19 protein-coding genes and 1 tRNA gene are annotated in these 23,502 nt (G+C 59.1%); 10 read left to right on the plus strand and 10 right to left on the minus strand.

Going from position 1 to position 23,502, the window contains the following annotated elements; genetic code table 11:
- The first annotated feature begins 86 nt into the window (after positions 1-86).
- From PH558_RS14255 to PH558_RS14270, 4 genes are read left to right on the plus strand one after another with little or no spacing between them, the layout of a single operon-like run.
- Positions 87-1,535: a hypothetical protein gene (locus tag PH558_RS14255; RefSeq protein ID WP_285205039.1), complete on the plus strand. Its 1,449-nt coding sequence runs from the start codon at positions 87-89 to the stop codon at positions 1,533-1,535.
- Positions 1,513-2,331, plus strand: a complete 819-nt coding sequence (locus PH558_RS14260; protein WP_285205040.1) for a hypothetical protein — start codon at positions 1,513-1,515, stop codon at positions 2,329-2,331. The genes PH558_RS14255 and PH558_RS14260 overlap by 23 nt, the downstream gene beginning before the upstream one ends.
- Positions 2,331-3,263, plus strand: coding sequence for a hypothetical protein (locus PH558_RS14265; protein ID WP_285205041.1), 933 nt, complete (start codon positions 2,331-2,333; stop codon positions 3,261-3,263). The genes PH558_RS14260 and PH558_RS14265 overlap by 1 nt, the downstream gene beginning before the upstream one ends.
- Positions 3,257-4,270, plus strand: coding sequence for an OmpA family protein (locus tag PH558_RS14270; protein ID WP_285205042.1), 1,014 nt, complete (start codon positions 3,257-3,259; stop codon positions 4,268-4,270). Before PH558_RS14265 ends, PH558_RS14270 begins: the two co-directional genes overlap by 7 nt.
- 18 nt (positions 4,271-4,288) lie before the next feature.
- On the opposite strand, the gene PH558_RS14275 is transcribed toward PH558_RS14270, so the two are convergent.
- Positions 4,289-5,911 (minus strand): ABC-F family ATP-binding cassette domain-containing protein, encoded by a 1,623-nt coding sequence (locus PH558_RS14275; RefSeq protein ID WP_285205043.1) that lies wholly within the window; start codon positions 5,909-5,911, stop codon positions 4,289-4,291.
- 313 nt (positions 5,912-6,224) lie between these two features.
- On the opposite strand from PH558_RS14275, the gene PH558_RS14280 reads away from it, so the two are divergent.
- Complete coding sequence (locus tag PH558_RS14280; RefSeq protein WP_285205044.1) at positions 6,225-7,343, plus strand: alpha/beta fold hydrolase; 1,119 nt, start codon at positions 6,225-6,227, stop codon at positions 7,341-7,343.
- Between the two features lie 92 nt (positions 7,344-7,435).
- On the opposite strand, the gene PH558_RS14285 is transcribed toward PH558_RS14280, so the two are convergent.
- Entirely contained in the window at positions 7,436-8,434 is a 999-nt protein-coding gene (locus tag PH558_RS14285; protein WP_285205045.1) for an acyltransferase family protein, read from the minus strand.
- A gap of 259 nt (positions 8,435-8,693) precedes the next feature.
- Positions 8,694-9,428 carry a phosphotransferase enzyme family protein gene (locus PH558_RS14290; RefSeq protein ID WP_285205046.1) on the minus strand — a complete coding sequence of 245 codons (735 nt, stop codon included), beginning with the start codon at positions 9,426-9,428 and terminating at the stop codon, positions 8,694-8,696.
- A 256-nt stretch (positions 9,429-9,684) separates the two neighbouring features.
- Here PH558_RS14290 and PH558_RS14295 point away from each other — a divergent pair, with 256 nt between their 5' ends.
- Both PH558_RS14295 and PH558_RS14300 read left to right on the plus strand, forming a co-directional pair.
- Positions 9,685-10,515 (plus strand): oxidoreductase, encoded by an 831-nt coding sequence (locus tag PH558_RS14295; RefSeq protein ID WP_285205047.1) that lies wholly within the window; start codon positions 9,685-9,687, stop codon positions 10,513-10,515.
- 65 nt (positions 10,516-10,580) lie between these two features.
- A complete protein-coding gene (locus PH558_RS14300) occupies positions 10,581-11,615 on the plus strand; it encodes an AraC family transcriptional regulator (protein ID WP_285205048.1) in 1,035 nt (344 codons plus the stop codon).
- A gap of 387 nt (positions 11,616-12,002) precedes the next feature.
- Here PH558_RS14300 and PH558_RS14305 read toward each other — a convergent pair whose 3' ends face one another.
- From PH558_RS14305 to PH558_RS14320, 4 genes are all read right to left on the minus strand, one after another.
- A complete protein-coding gene (locus PH558_RS14305) occupies positions 12,003-15,803 on the minus strand; it encodes a vitamin B12-dependent ribonucleotide reductase (RefSeq protein ID WP_285205049.1) in 3,801 nt (1,266 codons plus the stop codon).
- Positions 15,804-16,576: 773 nt separating this feature from the next.
- Complete coding sequence (gpt, locus tag PH558_RS14310) at positions 16,577-17,074, minus strand: xanthine phosphoribosyltransferase (protein ID WP_069611931.1); 498 nt, start codon at positions 17,072-17,074, stop codon at positions 16,577-16,579.
- 315 nt (positions 17,075-17,389) lie between these two features.
- On the minus strand, positions 17,390-18,235 hold the full coding sequence (locus PH558_RS14315; RefSeq protein WP_285205050.1) for a universal stress protein: 846 nt from the start codon (positions 18,233-18,235) through the stop codon (positions 17,390-17,392).
- Positions 18,236-18,350: 115 nt separating this feature from the next.
- Entirely contained in the window at positions 18,351-19,124 is a 774-nt protein-coding gene (locus PH558_RS14320; protein WP_285205051.1) for a competence/damage-inducible protein A, read from the minus strand.
- A 241-nt stretch (positions 19,125-19,365) separates the two neighbouring features.
- On the opposite strand from PH558_RS14320, the gene wrbA reads away from it, so the two are divergent.
- Complete coding sequence (wrbA, locus tag PH558_RS14325; protein WP_285205052.1) at positions 19,366-19,965, plus strand: NAD(P)H:quinone oxidoreductase type IV; 600 nt, start codon at positions 19,366-19,368, stop codon at positions 19,963-19,965.
- Between the two features lie 78 nt (positions 19,966-20,043).
- Here wrbA and PH558_RS14330 read toward each other — a convergent pair.
- Positions 20,044-20,129, minus strand: a tRNA-Leu gene (locus PH558_RS14330).
- Positions 20,130-20,216: 87 nt separating this feature from the next.
- Positions 20,217-20,558: a hypothetical protein gene (locus tag PH558_RS14335; protein WP_285205053.1), complete on the minus strand. Its 342-nt coding sequence runs from the start codon at positions 20,556-20,558 to the stop codon at positions 20,217-20,219.
- A gap of 356 nt (positions 20,559-20,914) precedes the next feature.
- Here PH558_RS14335 and ilvA point away from each other — a divergent pair, with 356 nt between their 5' ends.
- Positions 20,915-22,165 (plus strand): threonine ammonia-lyase, encoded by a 1,251-nt coding sequence (gene ilvA, locus PH558_RS14340; RefSeq protein ID WP_285205054.1) that lies wholly within the window; start codon positions 20,915-20,917, stop codon positions 22,163-22,165.
- A 37-nt stretch (positions 22,166-22,202) separates the two neighbouring features.
- Complete coding sequence (locus tag PH558_RS14345; RefSeq protein WP_015339645.1) at positions 22,203-22,541, plus strand: HlyU family transcriptional regulator; 339 nt, start codon at positions 22,203-22,205, stop codon at positions 22,539-22,541.
- A 107-nt stretch (positions 22,542-22,648) separates the two neighbouring features.
- Here PH558_RS14345 and PH558_RS14350 read toward each other — a convergent pair whose 3' ends face one another.
- Entirely contained in the window at positions 22,649-23,425 is a 777-nt protein-coding gene (locus tag PH558_RS14350) for an SDR family oxidoreductase (protein WP_285205055.1), read from the minus strand.
- Between the last annotated feature and the right edge of the window lie 77 nt (positions 23,426-23,502).

The following is a 23,502-nucleotide window of genomic DNA, read 5'->3' on the forward strand; positions in this document are numbered from 1 at the left end:
CATATCGCTCTGGACCGTGGACAACCAGTGCGGTATCGATTTCTCAATTGTCCTTTCTAAGTTGATGAATTCGCCGGGGAAGATCGTTGCGTTTCGAAGCCCTCAACCGTCTCTGGGATAGTGTTCGGGAGACCAGCCATGATTTCCGCGCCTCGACGGATGTGTTTCCCGTCGTCGATATCGAAAAGCTGGGCACGACCCTCGACCTGAAGGAAAAGGGTTTCGCTGCCGGGCGTCAGAACCGGCCGCCGCCGGATGCGCAATCGCATGACGAGACGGAGCAGCGCATCGTCGCCTGGGTCGAGGCGGAGAAGAAGAGTTCCTACCAGATCCTCGAAGACCAGTTCCAGACCTTCGATAGCCGCTTACGCAACCTCGATTTCGAAGGACAATTCGGGCTGATCCGCCAGGCAAACGCTTCCAGTGTCTCCGATTTCAAGGCGGAGGTGGCAAGCGGCGTCGACGAGCTGCATGGCCTGCGCCGCAATCTGAAAACCGCCGAGGATGAAATGGCGGGCTTCAAGGCCAGGCATAAGCTGCAGCGCGCCGCGAAGGTTTCCAGCCGGGCGGCGTGGGGCTTCAAAGTCTCGTTGATCGTCTTCCTTGTGCTCATCGAGATGGTGATGAACGGCAGTTTTCTCGCCAAAGGAAGCGAGCAGGGTCTCGTCGGTGGGGTAACCGAGGCGGCCGCTTTCGCCTTCCTGAATATCGGCATGGCGCTGATTTTTTCTTTCTTCTGCGTCCGTTTTCTGGTGCATCGCTCCTTTGCGCTGAAGCTGCTGGGTTTGCTGGGACTTATCGCCTATATCGCCGTTGCCCTCGGGATCAACATTGCGCTGGCGCATTATCGCGAGGTCTCCGCGACGATTCTGAGCGGAGCCGGCGCCGAGGTGATCCAGCGGCTTAAGACCGCGCCGCTCGGGTTGCAGGAGCTGAACTCCTGGATGCTCTTTGCCATCGGTCTGATGTTCTCGCTCGTCGCCTTCATCGACGGCTGCTATTTGACCGATCCCTATCCGGGCTTTGCCGGCGTGCAGAAACGGCTCGATGCGGCCAGAGACAATTACATCGACCGCAAGCTTGATCTGATCGAAGATCTCCGCGAGATCCGCGACGAGCACAACAGCAAGATCGAGGAGATCATCCGCGACCTCTCGCTGCGCCGGCAGGAAACGGCTGCCATCATCGCGCATCGCGCCAGGACCGCGGGTCTCTTTGCCGAACACCAGAACCATCTCGAGCGAGCTGCCAATGTGCTGCTCACCTCTTATCGCGATGCGAACCGCGCCGCGCGCACCGAGCCGGAACCATCCTACTTCAAAACTGCTTATAAGATGGAGCGTCTGACGCCTGTCATCCGCACTGAAGAGGAATGGGACGACAAGGTGCTGGGCTCGCGCATCCAGAGTGCCCAGGCGGAGCTTTCGGAGCAGATCAAGCGGATCGGCGACGAATTTGAGCGCGCCATCGAAAAATACCATCAGCTCGATAATCTTTTCCCGGAGAGCATCCTTGGCGCGACGCAAGCGGCGTAGCCGGCGCGGCGGATCCGCCGGTCTCATCATTGCAACGGTTTGTCTTGCCGTCCTGTCCCTCGGGATCGTTGGTGCATACGGCTGGCTGCGCTACAAGGCGAGTGGGAACATCGCCGTTGATCAAGCTTCGCTCTGCCCGGTGGATGGCCCGAAGGCGGAAACGGCCATTCTGCTCGATGTCACCGATCCGATATCAGACACGACGGCACTCGATCTGCGCAACCAGTTCCAGAAGATCGTCGCGGGTGTGCCCATCGGCGGCGCCATCGATATCTATGCGCTCACCGAGGAGGAAGGGGAGCTGATCCAGACCTTCCACGGTTGCAATCCTGGAAGTGGAGCGAATGTCGACGAATGGACCAGCAATCCGCGGCTGGCGCAGGCGCGCTGGGAAAAGGGCTTCCAAAAGCCGCTTGCCGAAATTGCCGGCAAGCTGACGGCGGGCGAGTCTGGCCGGCTGTCGCCGATCATGGCCGCCATTCAGAAGATCAATCTGGAGGTCTTCGCCAATGCACCAGGTGGCATCCCCAAGCGCCTTTACATCGCTTCCGACATGATCGAGCATACGGCCACCTTCTCCAATTACCGAGATGGCGTCTCCTATCAGAAATACCAGCAAAGCGCCGCAGATGACCGTTTCCGCACGTCACTGGACGGCGTCACGGTCAAGATCCTCGCCTTTCAAAGGCCGAACATGAAGTTCAGCATGGAGGATCTTGCGAACTTCTGGGCGCAATGGATCAAGAACAACAAGGGTGATTTTGGCGGCTTCGTGCGGCTGGAGGGGATACGCTGATGGCCAATACCGACGCCAGATATCTCATCCGGGATTATGGGCCGATGGTGCTGTTCGCCTCCATCACCGTCGGCGGCATGATCTTCATCTGGTCTTCGAAGCTCATGGGCTGGTCACTGCCCATCGTCACCGGTGTGCCGCTGGTGCTGATGGGGATCTACTTCATCGTATCGCTGGCCGTTGCCGGGTTCCGACTGCACAATGAGCAGGCGGGTGACAACCTCTATTACATGGGTTTCCTCTTCACCCTGTCGAGCCTCGGCGTATCGCTCTATCTCTTTGCCGGCGAAACATCGATCGAGACCATCGTTCGCAATTTCGGCATCGCTGTCACTTCGACCATTGCCGGCGTGACGCTGCGCATCCTCTTCAACCAGATGCGGCGCGACCCGATCGATATCGAGCGCAGCATGCGCCATGAACTTGCCGAGATGACGCGGCGTGTCCGCACCGAACTCGACTCGTCGTCGCGCGAATTCTCGCACTACCGGCGCGTCAGCAATCAGATGCTGTCGGAAGGATTCGAGGAGATCGCGCGGCAAGCCGAGCGTAACGGCCAGGAAATCAACAAGATCCTTGAAATGCTGGCAAAGCAGGCAGTGACGCCGATCAACGACGCGGCCGCGCAGCTGACGGCGACGACATCGCAGCTGTCCGAGATCATCGGTACATTCGGCACCGCTGTCGAGAATGTCGGCAAGAAGCTGGAAGAAATCCGTTCGCCCGAGGATGTCGTGCGCGCCGAGCTGGCACCGGCGATTGCCGCTATCAAGGAGATGTCAGAGGCGCAATTACAGCCATTGCGCAATATCGAGCTGGCGCTCGGTCGTGTGGCCGAAGCGATGGGGCAAACGCCACTGCCGAAGCTTAATGGTGATATCGCTGCTGAGCCTGAAGTCGTGCCGCGAAAACGCTGGTGGCATCTATGGTAGCTGGAGGCCCGGACAACAAGCCGAGACTGGAGCACAAGGGCTATAATCGTGGCCTCATCCTTGGCCTGACGATGGCCGAATCCATGCTGCTTCTGGTTTTCTGCCTGTTGCTCGTAGCCGCCGCCTTGATCGCGTCGGAGAGAAACAAGCGCTACGAGGCCGAGCGGAAGCTTGAGAAGGCCGAGCTGCAAGTCGCGGTGCTGGAGAAGAAGCGCGCGGAGCAGGCGGCCGAGATCGTGCTTCTCCAGTCCAAGGTCGTCTCCGGCGATCTCTCCGCTGCCGATAAGGCCGTGGTGGACAAGCAATGGCGGGAGCTGGTGCTGGCGAAAGAGACACTCGACAGCATGGCGGATCAGGGCGCGACAACGGCCGATCTGCAATCGCTTTCTAAGGTTGCTGCCGTTCTAAGGGAACATGGCGTCTCGCTGGCGGCGGCACCCGATGAGGTCAACAAGCTTTTGGCCGGCAACGCGGGTGGGAAGGGCGCACACGACTGGCCGCCCATCATCAATCTCGATGATGCCAAGAAAAACTATTTCCAATCGGGCAGCGCCGAACTGACAGGCACTTTCGCTCAGCTTCTCAGCACGACGATCACGGACGAAATCGCCAGCAATCTGAGCCTCTATGGCGCCAATATCGTCGAGGTGATCGGCCACACGGACGAGCAGCCGGTGGCGCGCGAAAAATCCAATCTCGACGATACGATCATCGGCGCGATGGATGGCAAGCTGCCGGTCTCGGCCCTGCTGCCGGCCGACAATGCCGGTCTCGGCCTTGCTCGCGCCATTGCGGTTGCCAATGTGCTCAAGGCCAATCCGAAGCTGAAGGATGCCACCATCCTGCCGATGTCCGCCGCGCAGCTCATCCTGCCCGGCGACACCGTCACCTCAGGACAGCGCGGCGCCGTCGAAGCGCGCCGCCGCATCGAAATCCGCGTGCGCGGCAGGACGACGCCCGTTGCGATCATCAATGCCGGTGCCGCGCCCTCGACGAACACGCAATAGTGCTCGTTCGGCCTGTCATCAGCTTCTGAGGCCGGGTGCTTCGTAACCGGTCCGTTCCACATACTCGGTGTAACCGCCGGCATATTGGTGGATGCCTTCCGGCGTCAGCTCCAGAACGCGATTGGAGAGCGCTGCCAGGAAATGCCGGTCGTGCGAGACGAACAGCATCGTGCCCTCATATTGCGACAGCGCCTCGATCAGCATTTCCTTGGTGTCGAGATCGAGATGGTTGGTCGGCTCGTCGAGCACCAAAAGGTTCGGCGGATCGAAAAGCATGATCGCCATGACGAGCCGCGCCTTCTCGCCTCCCGACAGCACGCGACACTTCTTTTCGACATCGTCGCCAGAGAAGCCGAAGCAGCCGGCAAGGGCTCTCAGGGAGCCTTGGCCTGCCTGCGGAAAATCATGTTCGAGTTGCTGAAATACGGTGCGCTCTCCATCCAGCAGATCCATGGCATGCTGGGCGAAATAACCCATCTTCACGCTGGCGCCGAGCGCCACGCTGCCCTCATCCGGCTGTGCCGAGCCGGCAACCAGCTTCAGGAGGGTGGATTTACCGGCGCCATTGATACCCATGATGCACCAGCGCTCGCGGCGGCGTACCATGAAATCCAGTCCTTCATAGATGGTGCGGCTGCCATACTTCTTATGGACGTTCTTCAGCACGGCGACGTCTTCCCCCGAGCGCGGCGCCGGCTGGAATTCGAAAGCGACGGTCTGGCGGCGCTTTGGCGGCTCGACGCGATCGATCTTTTCCAGCTTCTTCACGCGGCTCTGCACCTGCGAAGCATGCGAGGCGCGCGCCTTGAAGCGTTCGATGAACTTGATTTCCTTGGCAAGCATGGCTTGCTGGCGTTCGAATTGCGCCTGCTGCTGCTTTTCGTTCTGAGCGCGCTGTTGCTCGTAGAACTCATAGTCGCCCGAATAGCTGGTGAGATTACCGGCATCGATTTCGATGATCTTGGTGACGATGCGGTTCATGAACTCGCGGTCGTGCGAGGTCATCAGCAGCGCGCCTTCGTAGCCCTTCAGGAAGGATTCGAGCCAGATCAGGCTCTCAAGATCCAGATGGTTGCTCGGTTCGTCGAGCAGCATGACGTCGGGGCGCATCAAGAGGATGCGGGCAAGTGCCACACGCATCTTCCAGCCGCCAGACAGCGCGCCGACATCGCCGTCCATCATCTCCTGGCTGAAGCTCAGACCCGCCAGCACTTCGCGAGCGCGGCCCTCGAGCGCATAGCCGTCGAGCTCTTCATAGCGCGCCTGCACTTCGCCATAGCGCTCGATGATCTCATCCATCCTGTCGGCCTGGTCCGGATCGCTCATAGCAGCTTCGAGTTCGCGAAGTTCTGCGGCAACGGCGCTGACGGGACCGGCGCCTTCCATCACTTCCGCGACGGCACTGCGCCCCTCCATCTCGCCGACATCCTGGTTGAAATAGCCGATGCTGACGCCTTTATCGACGGAAACTTGCCCTTCATCCGGCAGCTCCTGTCCGGTGATCATGCGGAAAAGCGTCGTCTTGCCAGCGCCGTTCGGCCCCACGAGACCGACGCTCTCGCCTCTGTTAAGCGCCGCGGATGCCTCGATGAAGAGGATGCGATGGCTGTTCTGCTTGCTGATATTCTCGATACGAATCATGATTACGCGGGGCCCGAAGAAAGTGTTTCGGGCGCCTTATGCCACGGGTTATCGTCTCTGTCGCAGCTTTTCGAGCAGAGAATTGAGATCGATGGCGAACTGACGTTCAGAGGCGACAACTTCTGGGAGGCCCACTTGCCATGCGGAAGAGAAACTTTTGCCGGGACGACGGATTCTTGTCCACGCGCTCGTTCAAGCAGCATATCTTCCAGCAGGGTCGGCTCTTGATCGGATCGCCGGCTGTCTTCCGCTTGGCTGCAAGTCGCTATATTCATTGTCATCCGTCCCAGCCGAGTTTTTACAGATGAAGATTATGAGAAGCATTCAGGGCCGGGTTTGCGCCCGACTGACGATCGCAGCACTGATCGCCATCGGCATGTCAGGCGAAGGCCAGTCGGCCGATGCGGCTTCCCAACACGCGCGGCTCGAAGAACCCGTCAAGGAAGTCGCGGACCAGCGCCTGCTTCTCGATACGTCCGAGGGGAAGGGAGAGCTGCCGGTTTACGCGGATCATGCGATCGAAGCGGCGTCGCCTGACGTGACGAAGGTGCTGATCATAGTCCACGGCACGCTCCGAAACGCCGATGCCTATTACGCAACCGGGCAGGAGCTGCTCGCAAAGGCCGGCGATCTCGCCGACGGTACGATGGTGGTCGCGCCGCAATTCCTCATAAGACCGGATGTGAATGCCTTCTCGCTGTCTGCGCAGACGCTGGCCTGGACGCAGAACGGTTGGAAAAGTGGAGACGCCGCGCGTCAGCCGGCACCGATTAGCTCCTTCTCTGCGCTCGATGCTCTGCTGCGGCATTTTACCGATCGTCGCCTGTATCCTTCGCTGAAGACCATTGTCGTGATGGGGCACTCGGCAGGAGCGCAATTGGTCCAGCGTTATGCCGTCGTCGGACGGGAGGCGGAAAATCTGACGAGTGCCGGCATCGCCGTTCGCTATCTCGTCGCCAATCCGTCGAGCTATGTCTATTTCGACAGCGAGCGGCCGGCCTTGCCGGATCGGCAGGCGGGGCTGGCTTCCTGCCCGAAGGCGACGCAATGGCGATACGGGCTCGCCGGCGCTCCACCATACATATCCTCGCAGGATCCGAAGCTTCTCGAAACGAGATATGCCGCGCGCAACGTGGTCTATCTGCTAGGCCAGGCTGATACGAATCCCTATACCCACTTCATCGACCGCTCCTGCGGGGCGATGGCGCAAGGATCCTATCGGCTTGCACGGGGGCTCACCTATTTCGACTACATGAAGAAGCGGCATCCATCCGATCTCAATCAGAAGGTCGTCGAGGTGCCCGGCGTAGGGCATGACGACGAGGCGATGTTCACCTCGGATTGCGGCATTGCCATTTTGTTTGATCGACCGGTGCCGCCATCCTGCCCGGTGATCGATGGGACGGCAAAAGTATCCGGAGCGGTGCCGTAAGTTTTCTCGAGTGGTCGATTCCTATGGCGATTGCATGCAATTCAGTTTGATGCGTTTCGGTCCGCTTAGATCTGTTCGGCCACTTTCATGCGTCAGCTGCGATAGACCGGCCGCGGGCGCGACGATCGCATTTTTCGCTGCATCGGGCGCTCGATGCCCAAGTAGCAAACGATGGCAAAGGCCAGCGAACCCAATGCTATAGGCATAGGCTGCATATCGTGCGGCACTCCGACGCGCAAAAGCAGCGCTGTGACCAGGATGCCGGTCAGGACGTGCCAAACATAGATGGAGTAGGAGGCATCTCCCAGGAAATGCAGGAACGCCAGCTGCGGCACGCCTCGTTCCCGCTCCGCGAAAACGGCGCCTGACAGCAGCAACACTGCCGGTATGCCCCAGCGCACAGCCCGCTCCAGATGGATCAACGGGTCGCTCGCGACTAGCAGCACGACCCCGACGATCATCAAGCCGATGGCGGCGGGAAAAGGCAGCCGAAAGCCCTGTTTCCACAGGCGCCCGATGACGATGCCGGCGGCGAATTCCAAAATGACCGGCTGCGTGAAAACACTGAGATAGCCGGAAGGCAGCAGATAATGCCCAATCACGATGGTCCCCAGGGCCACCATGAGGAACCATAGCCGTCTGAACTCAGGCAGAAGCAGTGAAATCGAAAAGATGAGATAGAAGAACATCTCGTAGGAGAGCGTCCATCCTTGCTCGACGACGGGATGCAATGCTTCGTCCTTCATGAAGGGCACGAAAAACAGCGAGCCGATCAAGTTCTCGATGCTCGAATTGGTGTCGAAGAAGAATTGTGGTTTCAGCACGGCGACGACGAAGGTTGCCGCCGTCGCAATCCAGTAAAGCGGCACGATCCTGATGAGCCGGCGCCACATGAATTCCTGCGGACCGAGCGATCTTCCATCGGTCGTGACCCACATGATAAAGCCGCTGATGACGAAGAATATATCGACCCCAGCCGCTCCGAACTTGAAGTCTAGGCCGTATGCCTCGCAGACATGGAAGCAAAGAACGGAAATTGCGGCGATCGCCCGCAGATATTGAATGCTCTTGATATCGCTGCCGGTTTTCAAAGCGGTGCCTCACACGATTGAACTGCTATCTCCGATACCGCAAGGGCCGGATTCAGCGATAAAATGCGTCGAAAGGCCGGGCACCGTGCATGACGGGTTTGAGGCTCGGCAGACCGATTGTTGCTGCATATTGCTGCAGCAACAATTTCAATGAAAATGGATCATTTCCCGCCGGTTTCGTGGCCGAAATCGGGCAATTGGGATGCTTTGACGTGAACGGCGATAAAGCCGGGAGCTTCCGTCAAGCCGCCGACATCGCTTAGACCGCTCGAACTTCGGCAAGCCGCTTGACCGAGTATTCGTCCTGCCAACAGACAGCAGCTTCCCATGCTGCGGATGCTTGTGCGGCGATATCATAAGCATCATCGGTGAGATCGGCAGCGTTGTCAGGCAATACGAGGTCAAGGTCCGGAACGTCAACATGGGACTCGTCCCAGTCGATCAACGCGACGCGATTAGCCGTCATACGGATATTGCCAGGGTTGTTGGGATTTCCATGGACGACGCATGTCTGACGCCCGACGAGACGCGCCCATGCTGCTCGACATCGAGCAACACCTTCGGGCGGCATTGCGGCAAGATTGATCCTCGTTCCGGCTTCGGCATGCAGGAGGTCGGTCGACGATTTCCAGCCGGACCGTTGAGGCCAGCCCTGCGTCAGCCGGTGCAGCTCGCGCAGGGTGTCGGCAACCCGACGCCAATCGGCCCCTGTCTCCGGCGGTCCGCCCTCAAGGTATTTCATCACCACCAGACCATCCACGAACAGCCGACCATCCATCGTCGGGATCGGCACTGGAACGGTCATGCCTTCATGATCGAGGTGCTGGAGCAGGGCGGTTTCCCAACCAAGATCAGCATCTGACCTGGAACCGAGACGGGCGACGGCAATTTCCCCATGGATACGAACGCTCCATACATCGTTGGCAACCCCACCGGTGAGTGCTTCGAGGCGAACTGCGTCCTCACCCCATTGCGCGAGTGCTTCCCATCCCATTGGCGATATCCTGGCGCATGATTAGTGCCCGACTTGCTCTCTCTGCAGGCGCTGGGCAATGCTAATTAGCGCGAGTTTAGCGGCTGAACAAGTTGACCTTGTTACGTCCCTTTTGGATGTGGGAGCTTGGAAGTGCTGCTGGTTCTCTTTTGCATACACTCGCGATTGGCGTAATATGCAACAGCGATGGCATCTTCCGTCAATGATCGATCGCTGGCGAGCTTATATTTGTGATCTTGCGAACAGAGAGGCAGATATGAGCATTACACGCAAGAAAACAGCGCTCGTGACCGGTGCGTCATTCGGGATGGGCAAGGAAATCGCCAAGCGTCTCGTCAGCGATGGCTTCAGGGTCTATGTAGCGGCGCGCAGCGTCGATAAGATGCTGGATCTCGAACGCCTTGGGGCACGTGCCCTACAGATGGACGTGTCTGACGACGACGAGATCAAGGCGGCCGTGGGAATCATTCTCGCCGAAAGCGGAGGCGTCGATGTCCTTGTCAACAATGCAGGATTCGGACTGTATGGACCGGTCGAAGACATCGCCATGGACGAGGCGAGATATCAGTTCGAAGTCAATGTCTTCGGCTCGGCTCGCCTGACTCAGCTTCTCTTGCCCGCGATGCGCCAGAGAGGTTCCGGCACCATCGTCAACATCACCTCGATGGGCGGCAAGATCTATACGTTGCTTGGCGCGTGGTACCATGCCGCCAAGCATGCGCTCGAGGGCTGGTCGGACAGCCTTCGGCTGGAACTGGCCCCGTTCGGCATCGACGTCGTTGTCGTCGAACCGGGCCTGATCGAGACGGGATTTGGCGACGTGGTCGCCGACGGCCTTGTGAAGCGCTCCGGGTCAGGTCCCTATGCCAAGGTCTCGCAGGTGGTCGCCAAGATCACGAGGGCGACCTATGGCCATGGGCGCGGCACCGATCCGAAGGTGATCGCAGATGTCGTCTCGGCTGCCGTGCATGCGAGAAGGCCGCGGACGCGCTACGTCGCCGGTAAATATGCCAAGCCGATGATTGCGATCCGTAAATGGCTCGGTGATCGGATGTTTGATCGCATCATCATGAGCCAGATGCGCTAACATTGCCGCAAGCGGATGACAGACCAGCGTACCTCTGCGAGAGCAGACTTAGAGGATTGGCTGAGATGAGTGTGATGCCAGCAGACAAATGCAAGGTGCCTCAGGCCTTCTGGCGTGTGGTCGAGCGGATCGGCTTGCCACCCTCCGCGGTGCTGCGGCAGGCCCGGTTGCCCGCTACGCTGCATCTGGGCGAGACCGGCATGGTGACGACCGCGCAGTATTTCGCGATCTTCAGGGCACTTGAGGAGTTGGCGCCGGAGCCTGCACTCGGACTTCGGCTCGTCCGCGAGGCAGACACGGCGGTTCATCCACCATCGACTTTGGCCGCCTTTCACGCCAAGGATTATCGCGATGCACTTTACCGGGTTGCGCGCTTCAAGCGGCTCTGCACGCCCGAGCAGTTGAGTTTCCATGAGGACAAAGGCGAAGTTTCGATCGCAACCAACTGGGTTTACACAACCGAGCTTGAGCCTGGGATCGCCACCGACGTTACCTTCGCCTTCCTGATCGAGCTTGGCCGCCACGGGACTGGCCAACCCCTGACGCCGGTTCGGGTCGAGTTCATGCGCTCCGGGCCAAAGAGCGATCTGTATCGGCTCTTTTTCGGGTGTCCTGTGAAATATGGTGCTCCGCAGAACAAGCTCATCCTGAAATCGGTCGATCTTGACCGCCCGTTTCCGGGCCACAATCCCGAGCTCCTGGAAATCCTCACGCCCGCGCTTGCTGCCGCTATGGGTGAACTGCAGGCCCGCAGTTCCATTGGCGACCAGGTGAAAGTCGTCCTCAAGCGATCGCTTGCAAGCGGGCGTCCGGAGTTGTCGCAGATAGCGCAGGATCTCAACATGAGCGAGCGAACGCTGCAACGGCGCATCACCGAAGAGGGCAAGACCTTCCGCGAGCTTCTGTCGGAAGCGCGCCAGGAACTCGGGCGGCAATTGCTGTCCAATCCGTCCACCGACATCGACGAGGTCGCATGTCTTCTAGGTTATCAGGATCGCAGTTCTTTCTATCGCGCGTTTCGCGACTGGGAGGGGCTGACGCCTCTGCAATGGCGCGAGCTGAACGGGCACGACGCGGCACAATTCAATTCACTGCATTGATGCGGTTCGGACCGCTTGCTCCCGCCATGGCGGCAGACGAGAAAGATTATTTCGAGCCATCAAAGGCAAATCTTTGGGCGCCCATTGCAACGCGATCGGCAACGTCTGCCAGCGTTGGTATGCCGCTGCAGATACGGAACGATGTCACAGGCCGATAGCGGCTGTTATCAGACTGAAGCCAAGGAAACATGCGTCGTACAAGCGCACGAAGAGCGACATCGGCGTTGGTAAAAGCATTTGTCGGCAGTAATCCACTGAATATATGTTCTTGTTTTGTTCATCTTTGCACTTTCCGGACACCGAAGTGCCCGGAAAGTGCCAATTGGAATTTACTCAATCGCCTGAGGCTAGCCCATTGGCTTCCCAGACTTTCGCACGTACCGATACTCAGCTACAGCCGCTCGTAGCTCCACAGGTGTCGCACTTCTCGCAAGTTCCATTCCGGACCATCGTGAAGTTCTGGCACTCGGTGCACATGTTACCGGTGTAGCCCTGCATGATGGAGCGGGCGCGGCGTTCGGATTCGAGCTTCTTGGCCTCCGTCTTGGCATTGGCTGCTTCGCTTGCCGCGTTATCGGTGAAGAGGCCCGTCGCGGATTCGGCGATGACTTCCTCCGCGATCTCTTCGGCCAATTCCTTCGCACGTTCCTCATAATCGCGTTTGAAAGCGACGACTTCGGAGGTCGAGACGGAGCTTGCCGGCTCCAGTTTGCGGACCGTGTTGCCGGCGAAAGCCGTTACCGTACCGAGCGAGGCGGCGCGGGCAGGGGCGGCTGTTGCCGAACCCTTGGCTTCGGCTGCCGGACGCTCGCCCGATGTCGGAACCAGCGTCGGCTTGTAGCCGCGGGTCAGGCCCTTGGAGACGACATCGGCCTTGCCTTCGGAAACACCGCGGCCAAGCGCCGTGTTGTTGAAGTCGGACGTGTCGACATGCGCAAGATCGTGACGGCCGAGATAGGAGATCGCCAGTTCGCGGAACACGTAGTCGAGGATCGACGTGGCATTCTTGATGGCGTCGTTACCCGTGACGATGCCGGCCGGCTCGAACTTTGTGAAGGTGAAGGCGTCGACATATTCTTCGAGCGGCACGCCATATTGCAGGCCGAGCGAGACGGAGATGGCGAAGTTGTTGATGAAGGCGCGAAGCGCTGAGCCTTCCTTGTTCATGTCAAGGAAGATTTCGCCGAGACGGCCGTCGTCATATTCGCCGGTGCGCAGGAAGATCGTATGCCCGCCGATCTTGGCCTTCTGGGTGTAACCTTTGCGGCGGCTCGGCAGTTTTTCCTGCGTACGCACGACCTTCTCGATCACGCGCTCGACGATCTTTTCCGTGATGGTGACGGCCTGTGCGGCGGCCGGAGCCTGCAGGAATTCCTCCAGCGCATCCTCATCGCTGTCATCCTCGATCAGTGATGCGTTCAGCGGCTGGCTGAGCTTGGAGCCGTCGCGATAGAGCGCGTTCGCCTTGAGGCCGAGCTTCCAGGACAGCATGTAGGCGTTCTTGCAATCCTCGACGGTCGCCTCGTTCGGCATGTTGATCGTCTTGGAGATAGCGCCCGAGATGAATGGTTGCGCTGCCGCCATCATGCGGATGTGGCTTTCGACCGAGAGGTAACGCTTGCCGATCTTGCCGCAGGGGTTGGCGCAATCGAAGACGGCCAGATGCTCGTTCTTGAGGAACGGCGCGCCTTCCAGCGTCATCGCACCGCAGACATGGATGTTGGCGGCTTCGATGTCCTTCTTGGAGAAGCCGAGATGATCGAGCAGGTTGAAGCTCATGTCGGCCATCTGCTCGTCGGACACCTTCAGCGTGCCCTTCAGGAAGTCGGCGCCGAGCGTCCACTGATTGAAGACGAACTTGATGTCGAAGGCGCTCTTCAGCGCAACATTGACGGCCTCGACCTTCTCAGCGGTAAAGCCTTTGGCCTTCAGTGTCGATGGGTTGATGGCCGGAGCCTGGTTCAGGTTGCCGTGGCCGACAGCATAGGCCTCGATCTCTGCGATCTGGCTTTCGGAATAACCGAGCGTGCGCAGCGCTTCCGGAACGGCGCGGTTGATGATCTTGAAGTAACCACCGCCGGCGAGCTTCTTGAACTTCACCAGGGCGAAGTCCGGCTCGATGCCGGTCGTATCGCAATCCATGACGAGGCCGATCGTACCGGTCGGCGCGATGACGGTTGCCTGGGCGTTGCGGTAGCCGTGCTTTTCGCCGAGTTCCAGCGCCTTGTCCCAGGCGGCCTTGGCATGGGCGACGAGATCCTGGTCCGGATTGTCGGCGTGGATCAGCGCCAGCGGATTGACCGACAGGCTCTCATAGCCCGAAGTCTCGCCGTAAGCGGCGCGGCGATGGTTGCGGATGACGCGCAGCATGTTTTCGCGGTTCGGCTTGAACATCGGGAAGGTCCCGAGTTCGGATGCCATCTCGGCCGAGGTCGCATAGGCGATGCCGGTCATGATCGCGGTCAGCGAGCCGGCAATGGCGCGAGCTTCGTCCGAGTCATAGGGAATGCCCGACGACATCAGCAGGCCGCCGATATTGGCGTAGCCAAGGCCGAGCGTGCGGTATTCGTAGGAGAGTTCTGCAATGCGGCGCGAGGGGAACTGCGCCATCATCACGGAGATTTCGAGAACGACGGTCCAGAGGCGGACGGCGTGTTCGTAATCGGCAATGTTGATGCGCTTCGTCGCTGCGTCCTTGAAGGTCATCAGGTTCAGCGAAGCGAGGTTGCAGGCCGTGTCGTCGAGGAACATGTATTCCGAGCACGGGTTGGATGCGCGGATCGGGCCGGCAGCCGGGCTGGTGTGCCAGTCGTTCATCGTCGTGTTGAAGTGCAGGCCCGGATCGGCCGATGCCCAGGCGGCATAGGAGATGGATTCCCAGAGGTCGCGAGCCTTCAGCGTCTTGACGACCTTGCCGTCCTTACGGGCGGTCAGGTTCCAGTCGCCATCATTCTCGACGGCACGCAGGAAGTCGTCCTTGATGGAGACAGAGTTGTTGGAGTTCTGACCCGATACGGTGAGGTAGGCTTCCGAATCCCAGTCCGTGTCGTAAGTCTTGAATTCGAGATCCGTGTAGCCCTGGCGTGCAAACTGGATGACACGCTGGACGTAGTTTTCCGGAACCTGATCCTTCTTGGCGGCGCGAATCTCGCGCTTCAGGGCAGGGTTCTTGGCCGGGTCGAAGCAATCGTTATTGTCGCCTTCGCAATTGACGGTCGCCTTCATGATCGCCTTCAGGTGCTTGGCGACGATCTTGGAACCGGTGACGAGGGCGGCAACCTTCTGCTCTTCCTTGACCTTCCAGTTGATGTAGTCCTCGATATCCGGATGGTCGATGTCGACGACAACCATCTTGGCGGCGCGGCGGGTCGTGCCGCCCGACTTGATGGCGCCGGCAGCGCGGTCGCCGATCTTCAGGAAGCTCATGAGGCCGGAAGAACGGCCGCCGCCAGAAAGCTTTTCACCCTCGGCGCGCAGCATCGAGAAGTTCGAGCCGGTGCCGGAGCCGTATTTGAAGAGGCGGGCTTCGCGAACCCACAGGTCCATGATGCCGCCTTCGTTGACGAGATCGTCCTCGACCGACTGGATGAAGCAGGCATGCGGCTGCGGATGCTCATAGGCCGACTTGGACTTGGTGAGCTTGCCTGTGAAGGGATCGACATAATAGTGGCCCTGGCCGGGGCCATCGATGCCATAGGCCCAGTGCATGCCGGTGTTGAACCATTGCGGGGAATTCGGAGCGACGCGCTGCGTGGCGAGCATATAGGCGAGCTCGTCCTGGAAAGCGGAGGCGTCTTCCTCCGACGAGAAGTAGCCACCTTTCCAGCCCCAGTAGGTCCATGTGCCGGCAAGGCGGTCGAAGACCTGGCGGGCATCGGTTTCGGAGCCGCTCTGCTGATCCTTGGGCAGATCTTTCATGGCCGCATCATCGGGCACGGAACGCCACAGGAAGGAAGGAACGTCGTTTTCCTCGACCTTCTTCAGCTTGGCGGGCACGCCGGCCTTGCGGAAATACTTCTGCGCGAGAATGTCGGCGGCAACCTGCGAGAACTGCGCGGGTACGTCGATGTTTTCGAGGCGGAACACGATCGAACCGTCAGGATTCTTGATCTCGCTCGTCGCCTTGCGGAATTCGATATCCGCATAGGGTGACTGGCCGGCCTTCGTAAAACGACGTTCGATGCGCATGGTCCCAATCCTTCATTCGTTGGTGCGCGCCCGCATGAGAACAGGGCGCAAAAATTCTCATTCCGGCATCGCGAATTCAACGCGCAGCCAGTCTCTGATCCGCTTTCTGACAGGAGGTGTCACCCGGAGATGTCTTTCCTGTATCTTGTGGTGATGGTGGCTGCAAACACTAAATATAGTATTAACAGCTTATTGCCGCCAGTCCCCGCATGTGTTTTTTCGGCCGCATCGAGATCGACACAAAAATCCTCCCGGCGGGCCACCTGCACAGGTGAATCGCCTTGAATCCAAATCCGATTTCGAATTGAGAACCAGCCCTCGTAACCCCGCCTGGTCCAGTCGCCGCCGCAACGTCGTCCATTAACTTTGAAAGACCCGATTCCGTCAAGGGGTGGTTTGTAATGGATTGCTAACCACAATATCTTGTGGGCTCGCCTGTGGAAACTGGGGAAACGCCAGTAGGCCAAGAGATTCAAGAGCTTGAGGAGGGATGCTCGACCTTCGCGCGACTGTTGGCGCAGCAAGTATCATCAACGGCGGTGTCGAAAGCGACAAAATTGTGACCGTGACCTCGATGCCATTGGCAGCGCGGCAAATTCATGCAGTCGCGCATCATGATTCGCGCGGAAAGCCTTGAATCTCACGCTTTCTCGGCTTTATGACGCCCACTAAATCTAGTGGGCGCCGTAGCGCCCACCTCTATTACCACTATCCGAATCATATTTCGCGACAGCGCATGAATCGTGACTGATTCGCGCGCCGGCAGCGGGAGATCAGCCGCGATGGCCCTTGGCGATTGGCTCCTGATAGGTGAAGCCCATGTCCCACGGGAAGTAGATCCAGGTATCCTGGCTGACCTCTGTGATGAAGGTGTCGATCGTGGGAACGCCGGTCGGCTTCGCGTAGACGCAGGCAAAATGCGCCTTCGGCAGCATGGCGCGGACTTCTAGAGCCGTCTTGCCGGTATCGGTGAGATCGTCAATGACAAGGACGCCTTCGCCGCCATTGACTGATAGCTCCGGTGCGATGCCCTTGAGCAGGTTCATTTCGCCTTGGCTGGAATAGTCGTGATAGGAGGCGACACAGACCGTCTCGATCAGCCGGATGTTAAGCTCGCGAGAGATGATGGCGGCCGGCACGAGGCCGCCGCGTGTGATGCAGACGATTGCCTTGAATTCACGGTTGAGGCCGGCAAGCCGCCAGGCAAGCGCGCGCGCATCGCGATGGAACTGATCCCAGGATACGGGAAAGGCTTTATCGGGCAGGGACATGGCAGAAAGCTCCGGGGCATGGAATAATAACACACCGGCAGCGCCGGCGACCCTGAGCAGACCCCGCGCTGGGCGCGGACCAAGAACCAAATCCGGAACACGATTCGCTTGCTATCTGCTTGAACAGGATCTCATCCGGGAAAAGCCTGAGCTTTTCGGGATCATGCCCCTTCGACCGCGCGAACGGTTCCCTGGCGGGAATTCTGTCATCGGTCGCTGCTTTCTGCTGGATTTACGGGCAAAAGGCAATAGCTGCAAGGGGCGCAACCGATGCACATTTGCACCGGTTGACACAGGATTCGAGCTTTCAGCCGCTCACCGGGCCAGCAACGTCATTGCCGTCATCGATTGCAGCAGGGTGCGCGTCGTGCCGCCGAAGATCATCTGCCACAGCCAAGAATGCGTATAGGCACCCATGACCAGCAGGTCGATGCTGTCATCCGCCAGGCGGTTTTCGATGACCTGCGACGGCGTCGATTTGCCGGTGCAGGCTGCCGTTTCGAACTTGGCGCGAACGCCATGGCGTGTCAGCGCCGCGGCTATCCGGACGCCGGTTTCCTTGGACGGATGCGGGTCCTTTTCCGACGTGCTGACAGAAAGGATCTCGACTGAATCCGCAGCCTTGAGGAAAGGCAGGGCGTCGAAGGTGGCGCGGGCCACTTCCTTGGAGCCGTTCCAGGCGATCAGCACGCGGCGGACGGGCTTCGGCTCCTTGAGAATATAGGGGATCAACAGGACCGGCCGGCCGCTATCGAACAGGAAGGTTTCGACATCAACCTGCGTGTCGGCATATTTCGAGGGGTCCGGCTGCACGGCCACCAGCAGATCGGCGCTGCGGGCACTTTCGATCAGCGGTTCGGTGCCGTAGCCGACCGTACTGGCAAAGCTGTGCCATTCGTAGTCGAGACCGGCGGTCTCCATCTTCGAGCGGAACGCCCGTTCGATTTCGACCGCCTGATTATGGGCGACGTCCTGAAGCGCCTGAACCGCAACAGGGTCTGGAATCTCCATCGGCGCCACCAGCGGGACGGTCGAGACAATTTCCGCATGAAGCCCGACGACATGCGCGCCCTGCTCCTTTGCGAGTGCCGCCGAAAACGCGGCAGCGATGCGCGTATTGTCGGGATTGTCGAGAACGGTCACTATCGTTTTGTAGGACATGAAGAGATCTCCCATGCGGAAGGGTTGGATCGGATCATGATATCAGCATTCCGCTACAAGATAATGCTCTGAATGGTCTCAGAGTTCCCGGGAAAGTACACACCTTCGTTAAACGTCAGGCCTCAGCTGACTGATTTTCCTTGGCTTTCGACTGCCGGATGGCTTCGATCATTGCGCGCACTTCCTCTGCGACACTTTCGACCAATTCCGCCGAGCGGCCCCTGACGACGATCTCGGTCGAGAAGAATTGGCCGACATAGCGCGGGTAGGAGCCGATGCTGGTTTCAGGGTGCGCCTTCTGGATGAGGCCGAGCGGCGTGCCGATCTCGCCTTCGCCATAGGGGCAGGAAATCGCTGTTGATAGCACCTTTGCGCCGGTCCTGAGTGTCGGGATGACATTGTCGAGCATCGCCTGAAAGACCTGCGGTACGCCGGCCATGACATAGACATTGCCGATGTTGAAGCCGGGGGCGGTCGAGACCGGATTGGCGATATGCTTCGATCCTACGGGCATGCGGGCCATGCGCTGGCGAGCCTCGGTGAATTCCATTTCGCGCCGGGCATACATTTCCCCCATGATTCTCATGGCTTCGGCCTCGTGCTCGCAGGCCACGCCGAATGCCTTGGCGATGGCATCGGCGGTGATATCGTCATGCGTCGGGCCGATGCCGCCTGAGGTGAAGACGTAATCATACTGACCGCGCAAGGCATTCAGCGCCGAAACGATCGCGTCCTCATCATCGGCGACGATGCGGACTTCCTTCAGGTCGATGCCGGCCAGCAGTAGCACATCGGCGAGATGGCCGATATTCTTGTCCTTCGTCCGGCCGGAGAGCAGTTCGTCGCCGATGGCGAGCATGGCGGCTGTGACAATGGTTTCGTTCGACATGAAGACATCCAGGAAAATGCGCAATCCGCGCGTTCGCAAAAAGGTCCGAAATAGGTAGCGCTGTTTACGGCGAATGCAAACGCTCGTTTTGGCCGGCAGCCAGTCATCACAAGATGTTGCAAGTGAACTCCGTCTACGCAGGATGAACACTGCGTTCTGAGCGTGGGGGCTGCGTCCCTGTCGCATCGCTGATACAACATTCCCCGACATTCAACGCGTCCAACAAACGGGAGACGTTCTTATGGCTAAGGTTCTGGTTCTCTATTATTCCTCATACGGTCATATCGAGAAGATGGCTTATGCCGTCGCGGAAGGCGCAAAGTCGGCCGGTGCCGAAGTCACCGTCAAGCGCGTTCCGGAACTCGTTCCGGAAGAGGTCGCCAAGGCCTCCTACTTCAAGCTCGATCAGGAAGCCCCGATCGCAACCCCGGATGAACTGGCAGACTATGACGCCATCATCGTCGGTGCCGGTACGCGCTTCGGCACCGTCGCCTCGCAGATGCGCAATTTCTGGGATCAGACCGGCGGCCTCTGGTTCGGCGGCAAGCTCGTCGGCAAGGTCGGTTCGGTCTTCACCTCGTCGGCAACGCAGCACGGCGGCCAGGAATCCACCATCCTCGGCTTCATCCCGACGCTTCTCCACCACGGCATGGCCGTCGTCGGTCTCCCTTACGCCTTCCAGGGTCAGATGGGCACGGAAGAAGTCAAGGGCGGCTCCCCCTACGGCGCCTCCACTATCACCAACGGCGACGGCTCGCGCCAGCCTTCCGAAATCGAACTGGAAGCCGCAAAGTACCAGGGCGCCCATGTCGCCAAGATCGCGGCCAAGCTCACAGCTTGATTTGAAAGTCTTGCAAATGTGGAAGAGGCGCGGCGAAGGCTACGCCTTTTTCATTAGGATTTTGATGGAATTTGATTTTGGTGCGGACGACGGGGGTCGAACCCGTACAGCCAAAGGCCGAGGGATTTTAAGTCCCTTGCGTCTACCAGTTTCGCCACGTCCGCGTGCCTTTTCCCATCAAGCACTTGAGTGATTCAGTCAAGGCTTGTTTTGCAGGAGGGGCCGATCAGCGTGAGCCTGACATGCTCGGCTCAGTGACCCTTGAGAACACTGACAAGCGCCGGTGTCACCTTCTTCTGTTGGAACATGGCCTTAAAATCGGCATAGCTGATCTTTCCCGATACCACACCGTTCATCAGTCGCTGACAAAAGAGTCGCTTTGCGTCGCTTCTTTGAGATTTGACGTAGAAAGCGATTTCATCCAGCGTTTCCGGTGGCAGGTGCTGCGACATGCACTTGTCGATGACCTGCGCTCGTGCCGTCGGGCTTTCCTTCATAATGGGGATGTTTTTCTCGAAGCTTTTTTCCTGCGAGGCGCAGGAAGCAAGCACCGCAAGAGTGAAAGCGATTACAGCTAGGCGCATGAGGCGCATGATGATGTTCTCCCCTCGAGCAAAACTGGGATAAACATCTTTCGCGCGATTCTCAATCCTATGCGCAAGTATAAGTTAATGCCAACATGGATAAGCGAAGCCCGCCGTAGCCGACGGATCGGATTTAAGGCGGGCCTCTAACCATCATCATGATGGCTGTGTCATATTGGACGCAGGGGGGGCTTGGCTGTCAATTCACAGATTTAGGGGTTTCGACAGTCAGGGGCATAAATGGTTAATGACTTGTTCGGTGCGGCCAATCTCGCCATTGCAGGACCGAAAGCGCGATAAAGAGGCTTTCTTTGCTCATCTTTCCTGTGTCATAGCGAGGGCGATTGAAGAAGGACGGATAGACCGTGGACAAACACAGTGTTCTCGAAGCCACAGAGGCCATGCGTGGCCTCTTCCCCGCAACGCCGCTGCAGCTGAACGAGCATCTTTCCGCCCGCTATGGCGCCGATATCTGGCTAAAGCGTGAAGATCTGACGCCGGTTCGCTCCTACAAGATCCGCGGTGCCTTCAATTTCTTTCGCAAGGTGATTGCCGAGGGCGGTACGGGAAAGACTTTCGTCTGCGCATCCGCCGGCAATCATGCCCAGGGCTTTGCCTTCGTCTGCCGCCATTTCGGTGTGCCGGGTGTCGTCTACATGCCTGTTACAACGCCGCAGCAGAAGATCGACAAGACCCGTATCTTCGGCGGTGAGTTCATCACCATCAAGCTCTTCGGCGATTTCTTCGATCAGTGCTATCAGGCGGCCCGTGAACATGTCGAACAGATCGACGGCGTCATGGTGCCGCCTTTCGATCATGCGGATATCATCGAAGGGCAGGCAACGGTCGCAGCCGAGATCGCCGAGCAGCTTCCTGAAGGTATTATCCCCGACCACGTTCTGCTTCCCGTAGGCGGTGGCGGCCTTGCAGCGGGGATCACCGGCTATTTCGCCGGCACGCTTGTCAGTGATGCCTTCACCTTCGCCGAACCGGCCGGCGCGCCGAGCCTGCGCCGCAGCATCGAGGCGGGGCAGGTGGTCACGCTTGCCAAGGTCGACAATTTCGTCGATGGCGCTGCTGTCGGCCGTATCGGCGAGTTGAACTTCGCCGCGCTTAAGGGTTTTGCGGCCCAGCAGGTCGAACTCATCGAGGAAAACGCCATCTGTGTCACCATCACCGATATGCTGAATGTGGAAGGCGTTGTGCTGGAGCCAGCCGGCGCTCTGGCGATCACGGCGCTGGAAAAGCTCGATCGCGATGCCATCCGCGGCAAGACGATCGTCGCCGTCGTCTCCGGCGGCAATTTCGATTTCGAGCGCCTGCCCGACGTCAAGGAGCGTGCCATGCGCTATGCGGGTTTGAAGAAATACTTCATCCTACGCCTCGCGCAGCGTCCCGGCGCGCTTCGTGATTTCCTCAACATGCTCGGACCGGAGGATGATATTGCCCGCTTCGAATATCTGAAGAAGAGCGCTCGCAATTTCGGCTCCATCCTGATCGGCATTGAGACGAAGAATCCGGATAATTTCAAACGGCTTATCGCCAATTTTGAAAGTTCCGGCATGGGCTACGAGGACATCACCGAAAACGAGATCCTGGCAAACCTGATCATTTGACTTTGCGACCCTGCAACCTTCATGCTAAAGGCGATCCATGGCTTCGTTCTTTTCAAATATCCTTTCGATTTTCACCGGTGGCGCATCGCAGGCGGGTACCGAAAAGTCCGGCGGCTCGACGGTCAGCGTCGAACCCCAGGTGCATGCCGGCTGCACGATCTATGCGACGCCGCAGCGCGAGGGCAATCAGTTCCGGCTCATGGGCCGGATCGAGAAGGATGTGAACGGCGAGATCCTGGTGCGCAATTTCATCCGCGCCGACGTCTTCACCTCGTCTGATGATGCCGTGGAATCGACCTTCCGCAAGGGCCAGCAGATTATCGATCAGAACGGCGCGGGCCTCTTTGGCGACGGCGAAAAGGTTCGCCAGGTCTGATATCGGGCGCATTTCCTTAATAGGCACCTATGCAGGGGCCGCCTCCAGCGTCTGCTTTGGCGACCCACGACACTCACTGACAATTAATGACCGATAGTTCGCTGGCCTCAAGCCGTGCGGAAGAGCTTGGCGCCGGACGGAGCGTTGATTGCACCGCCGTCGACAGTGATTTCGATGGCCGTCACGTTGGCGGAATCGTCGGAGGCGAAATAGAGCGCGGCCTTGGCGATTTCGTCGGCTTCGCTCATGCGGCCGAGCGGGCTGAGGCTGCCGAAGCGGGCCTGTAGAGCATCGAGGGCCTCCGGCGTGGCAGCACGTGGGTCCCAGATCGGCGTCTTGGTGGCGCCGGGTGTGACCTGGTTGACGCGGATGCCGCGTGGCGCAAGCTCGGAAGCGAGATTGCGGGTCATGGCGCGAACGGCGCCCTTCGTGCCGGCATAAGCCGACGCGCCGGGAATGCCGAGAACAGCATGCACGGAGCCGTTGAGGATGACGGAGCCGCCGTCGTTCAGATACGGCAAGGCGGCCTGCACAGTGAAGAAGACGCCGGTGAAATTGACGCGGACGATGGTTTCGAACTGTTCAAGCGTCGTTTTTCCGAGCGGCGTATCCCCGGCAATGCCGGCATTGGCAAAGACCACATCGAATTTCCCGAGCTTCTCCGCTGCTTCGGCAAAGGCCTTCTCCATGGCCGGGATATCGGTGGTGTCGGCCTGCAATGCCAGCACGTCGCCGCCGAGTTGCTCGGCCGCCGCAGCCAGTGTCTTGGCGTTGCGGCCTGTTATGGCGACCTTGGCGCCCTCGGCGAGAAAGAGGCGGGCGGTGGCAAGGCCAATACCGCTGTTCCCACCGGTGATGACGGCAACCTTGTTCTTGAGACGCATGTTCGTAGCTCCAGTTGGCTTTTGTCACGATCTGGATTATGATCGTTATCTATAAGGATTATGATCGTTATCTATTT

This window comes from Rhizobium pantanalense (genome assembly GCF_030182525.1).
GTDB lineage: Bacteria > Pseudomonadota > Alphaproteobacteria > Rhizobiales > Rhizobiaceae > Rhizobium.

Excerpts from the sequence above, each read along its gene's own strand:
- PH558_RS14295 (WP_285205047.1), top strand. The coding sequence starts at position 9,685 with ATGAGCATTACACGCAAGAAAACAGCGCTCGTGACCGGTGCGTCATTC.
- wrbA (WP_285205052.1), top strand. The coding sequence starts at position 19,366 with ATGGCTAAGGTTCTGGTTCTCTATTATTCCTCATACGGTCATATCGAG.
- PH558_RS14280 (WP_285205044.1), top strand. The coding sequence starts at position 6,225 with ATGAGAAGCATTCAGGGCCGGGTTTGCGCCCGACTGACGATCGCAGCA.
- PH558_RS14315 (WP_285205050.1), bottom strand. The coding sequence starts at position 18,235 with ATGTCCTACAAAACGATAGTGACCGTTCTCGACAATCCCGACAATACG.
- PH558_RS14265 (WP_285205041.1), top strand. The coding sequence starts at position 2,331 with ATGGCCAATACCGACGCCAGATATCTCATCCGGGATTATGGGCCGATG.
- PH558_RS14305 (WP_285205049.1), bottom strand. The coding sequence starts at position 15,803 with ATGCGCATCGAACGTCGTTTTACGAAGGCCGGCCAGTCACCCTATGCG.
- PH558_RS14350 (WP_285205055.1), bottom strand. The coding sequence starts at position 23,425 with ATGCGTCTCAAGAACAAGGTTGCCGTCATCACCGGTGGGAACAGCGGT.
- PH558_RS14345 (WP_015339645.1), top strand. The coding sequence starts at position 22,203 with ATGGCTTCGTTCTTTTCAAATATCCTTTCGATTTTCACCGGTGGCGCA.
- PH558_RS14320 (WP_285205051.1), bottom strand. The coding sequence starts at position 19,124 with ATGTCGAACGAAACCATTGTCACAGCCGCCATGCTCGCCATCGGCGAC.
- PH558_RS14335 (WP_285205053.1), bottom strand. The coding sequence starts at position 20,558 with ATGCGCCTCATGCGCCTAGCTGTAATCGCTTTCACTCTTGCGGTGCTT.
- PH558_RS14270 (WP_285205042.1), top strand. The coding sequence starts at position 3,257 with ATGGTAGCTGGAGGCCCGGACAACAAGCCGAGACTGGAGCACAAGGGC.
- PH558_RS14275 (WP_285205043.1), bottom strand. The coding sequence starts at position 5,911 with ATGATTCGTATCGAGAATATCAGCAAGCAGAACAGCCATCGCATCCTC.
- PH558_RS14300 (WP_285205048.1), top strand. The coding sequence starts at position 10,581 with ATGAGTGTGATGCCAGCAGACAAATGCAAGGTGCCTCAGGCCTTCTGG.
- gpt (WP_069611931.1), bottom strand. The coding sequence starts at position 17,074 with ATGTCCCTGCCCGATAAAGCCTTTCCCGTATCCTGGGATCAGTTCCAT.
- PH558_RS14290 (WP_285205046.1), bottom strand. The coding sequence starts at position 9,428 with ATGGGATGGGAAGCACTCGCGCAATGGGGTGAGGACGCAGTTCGCCTC.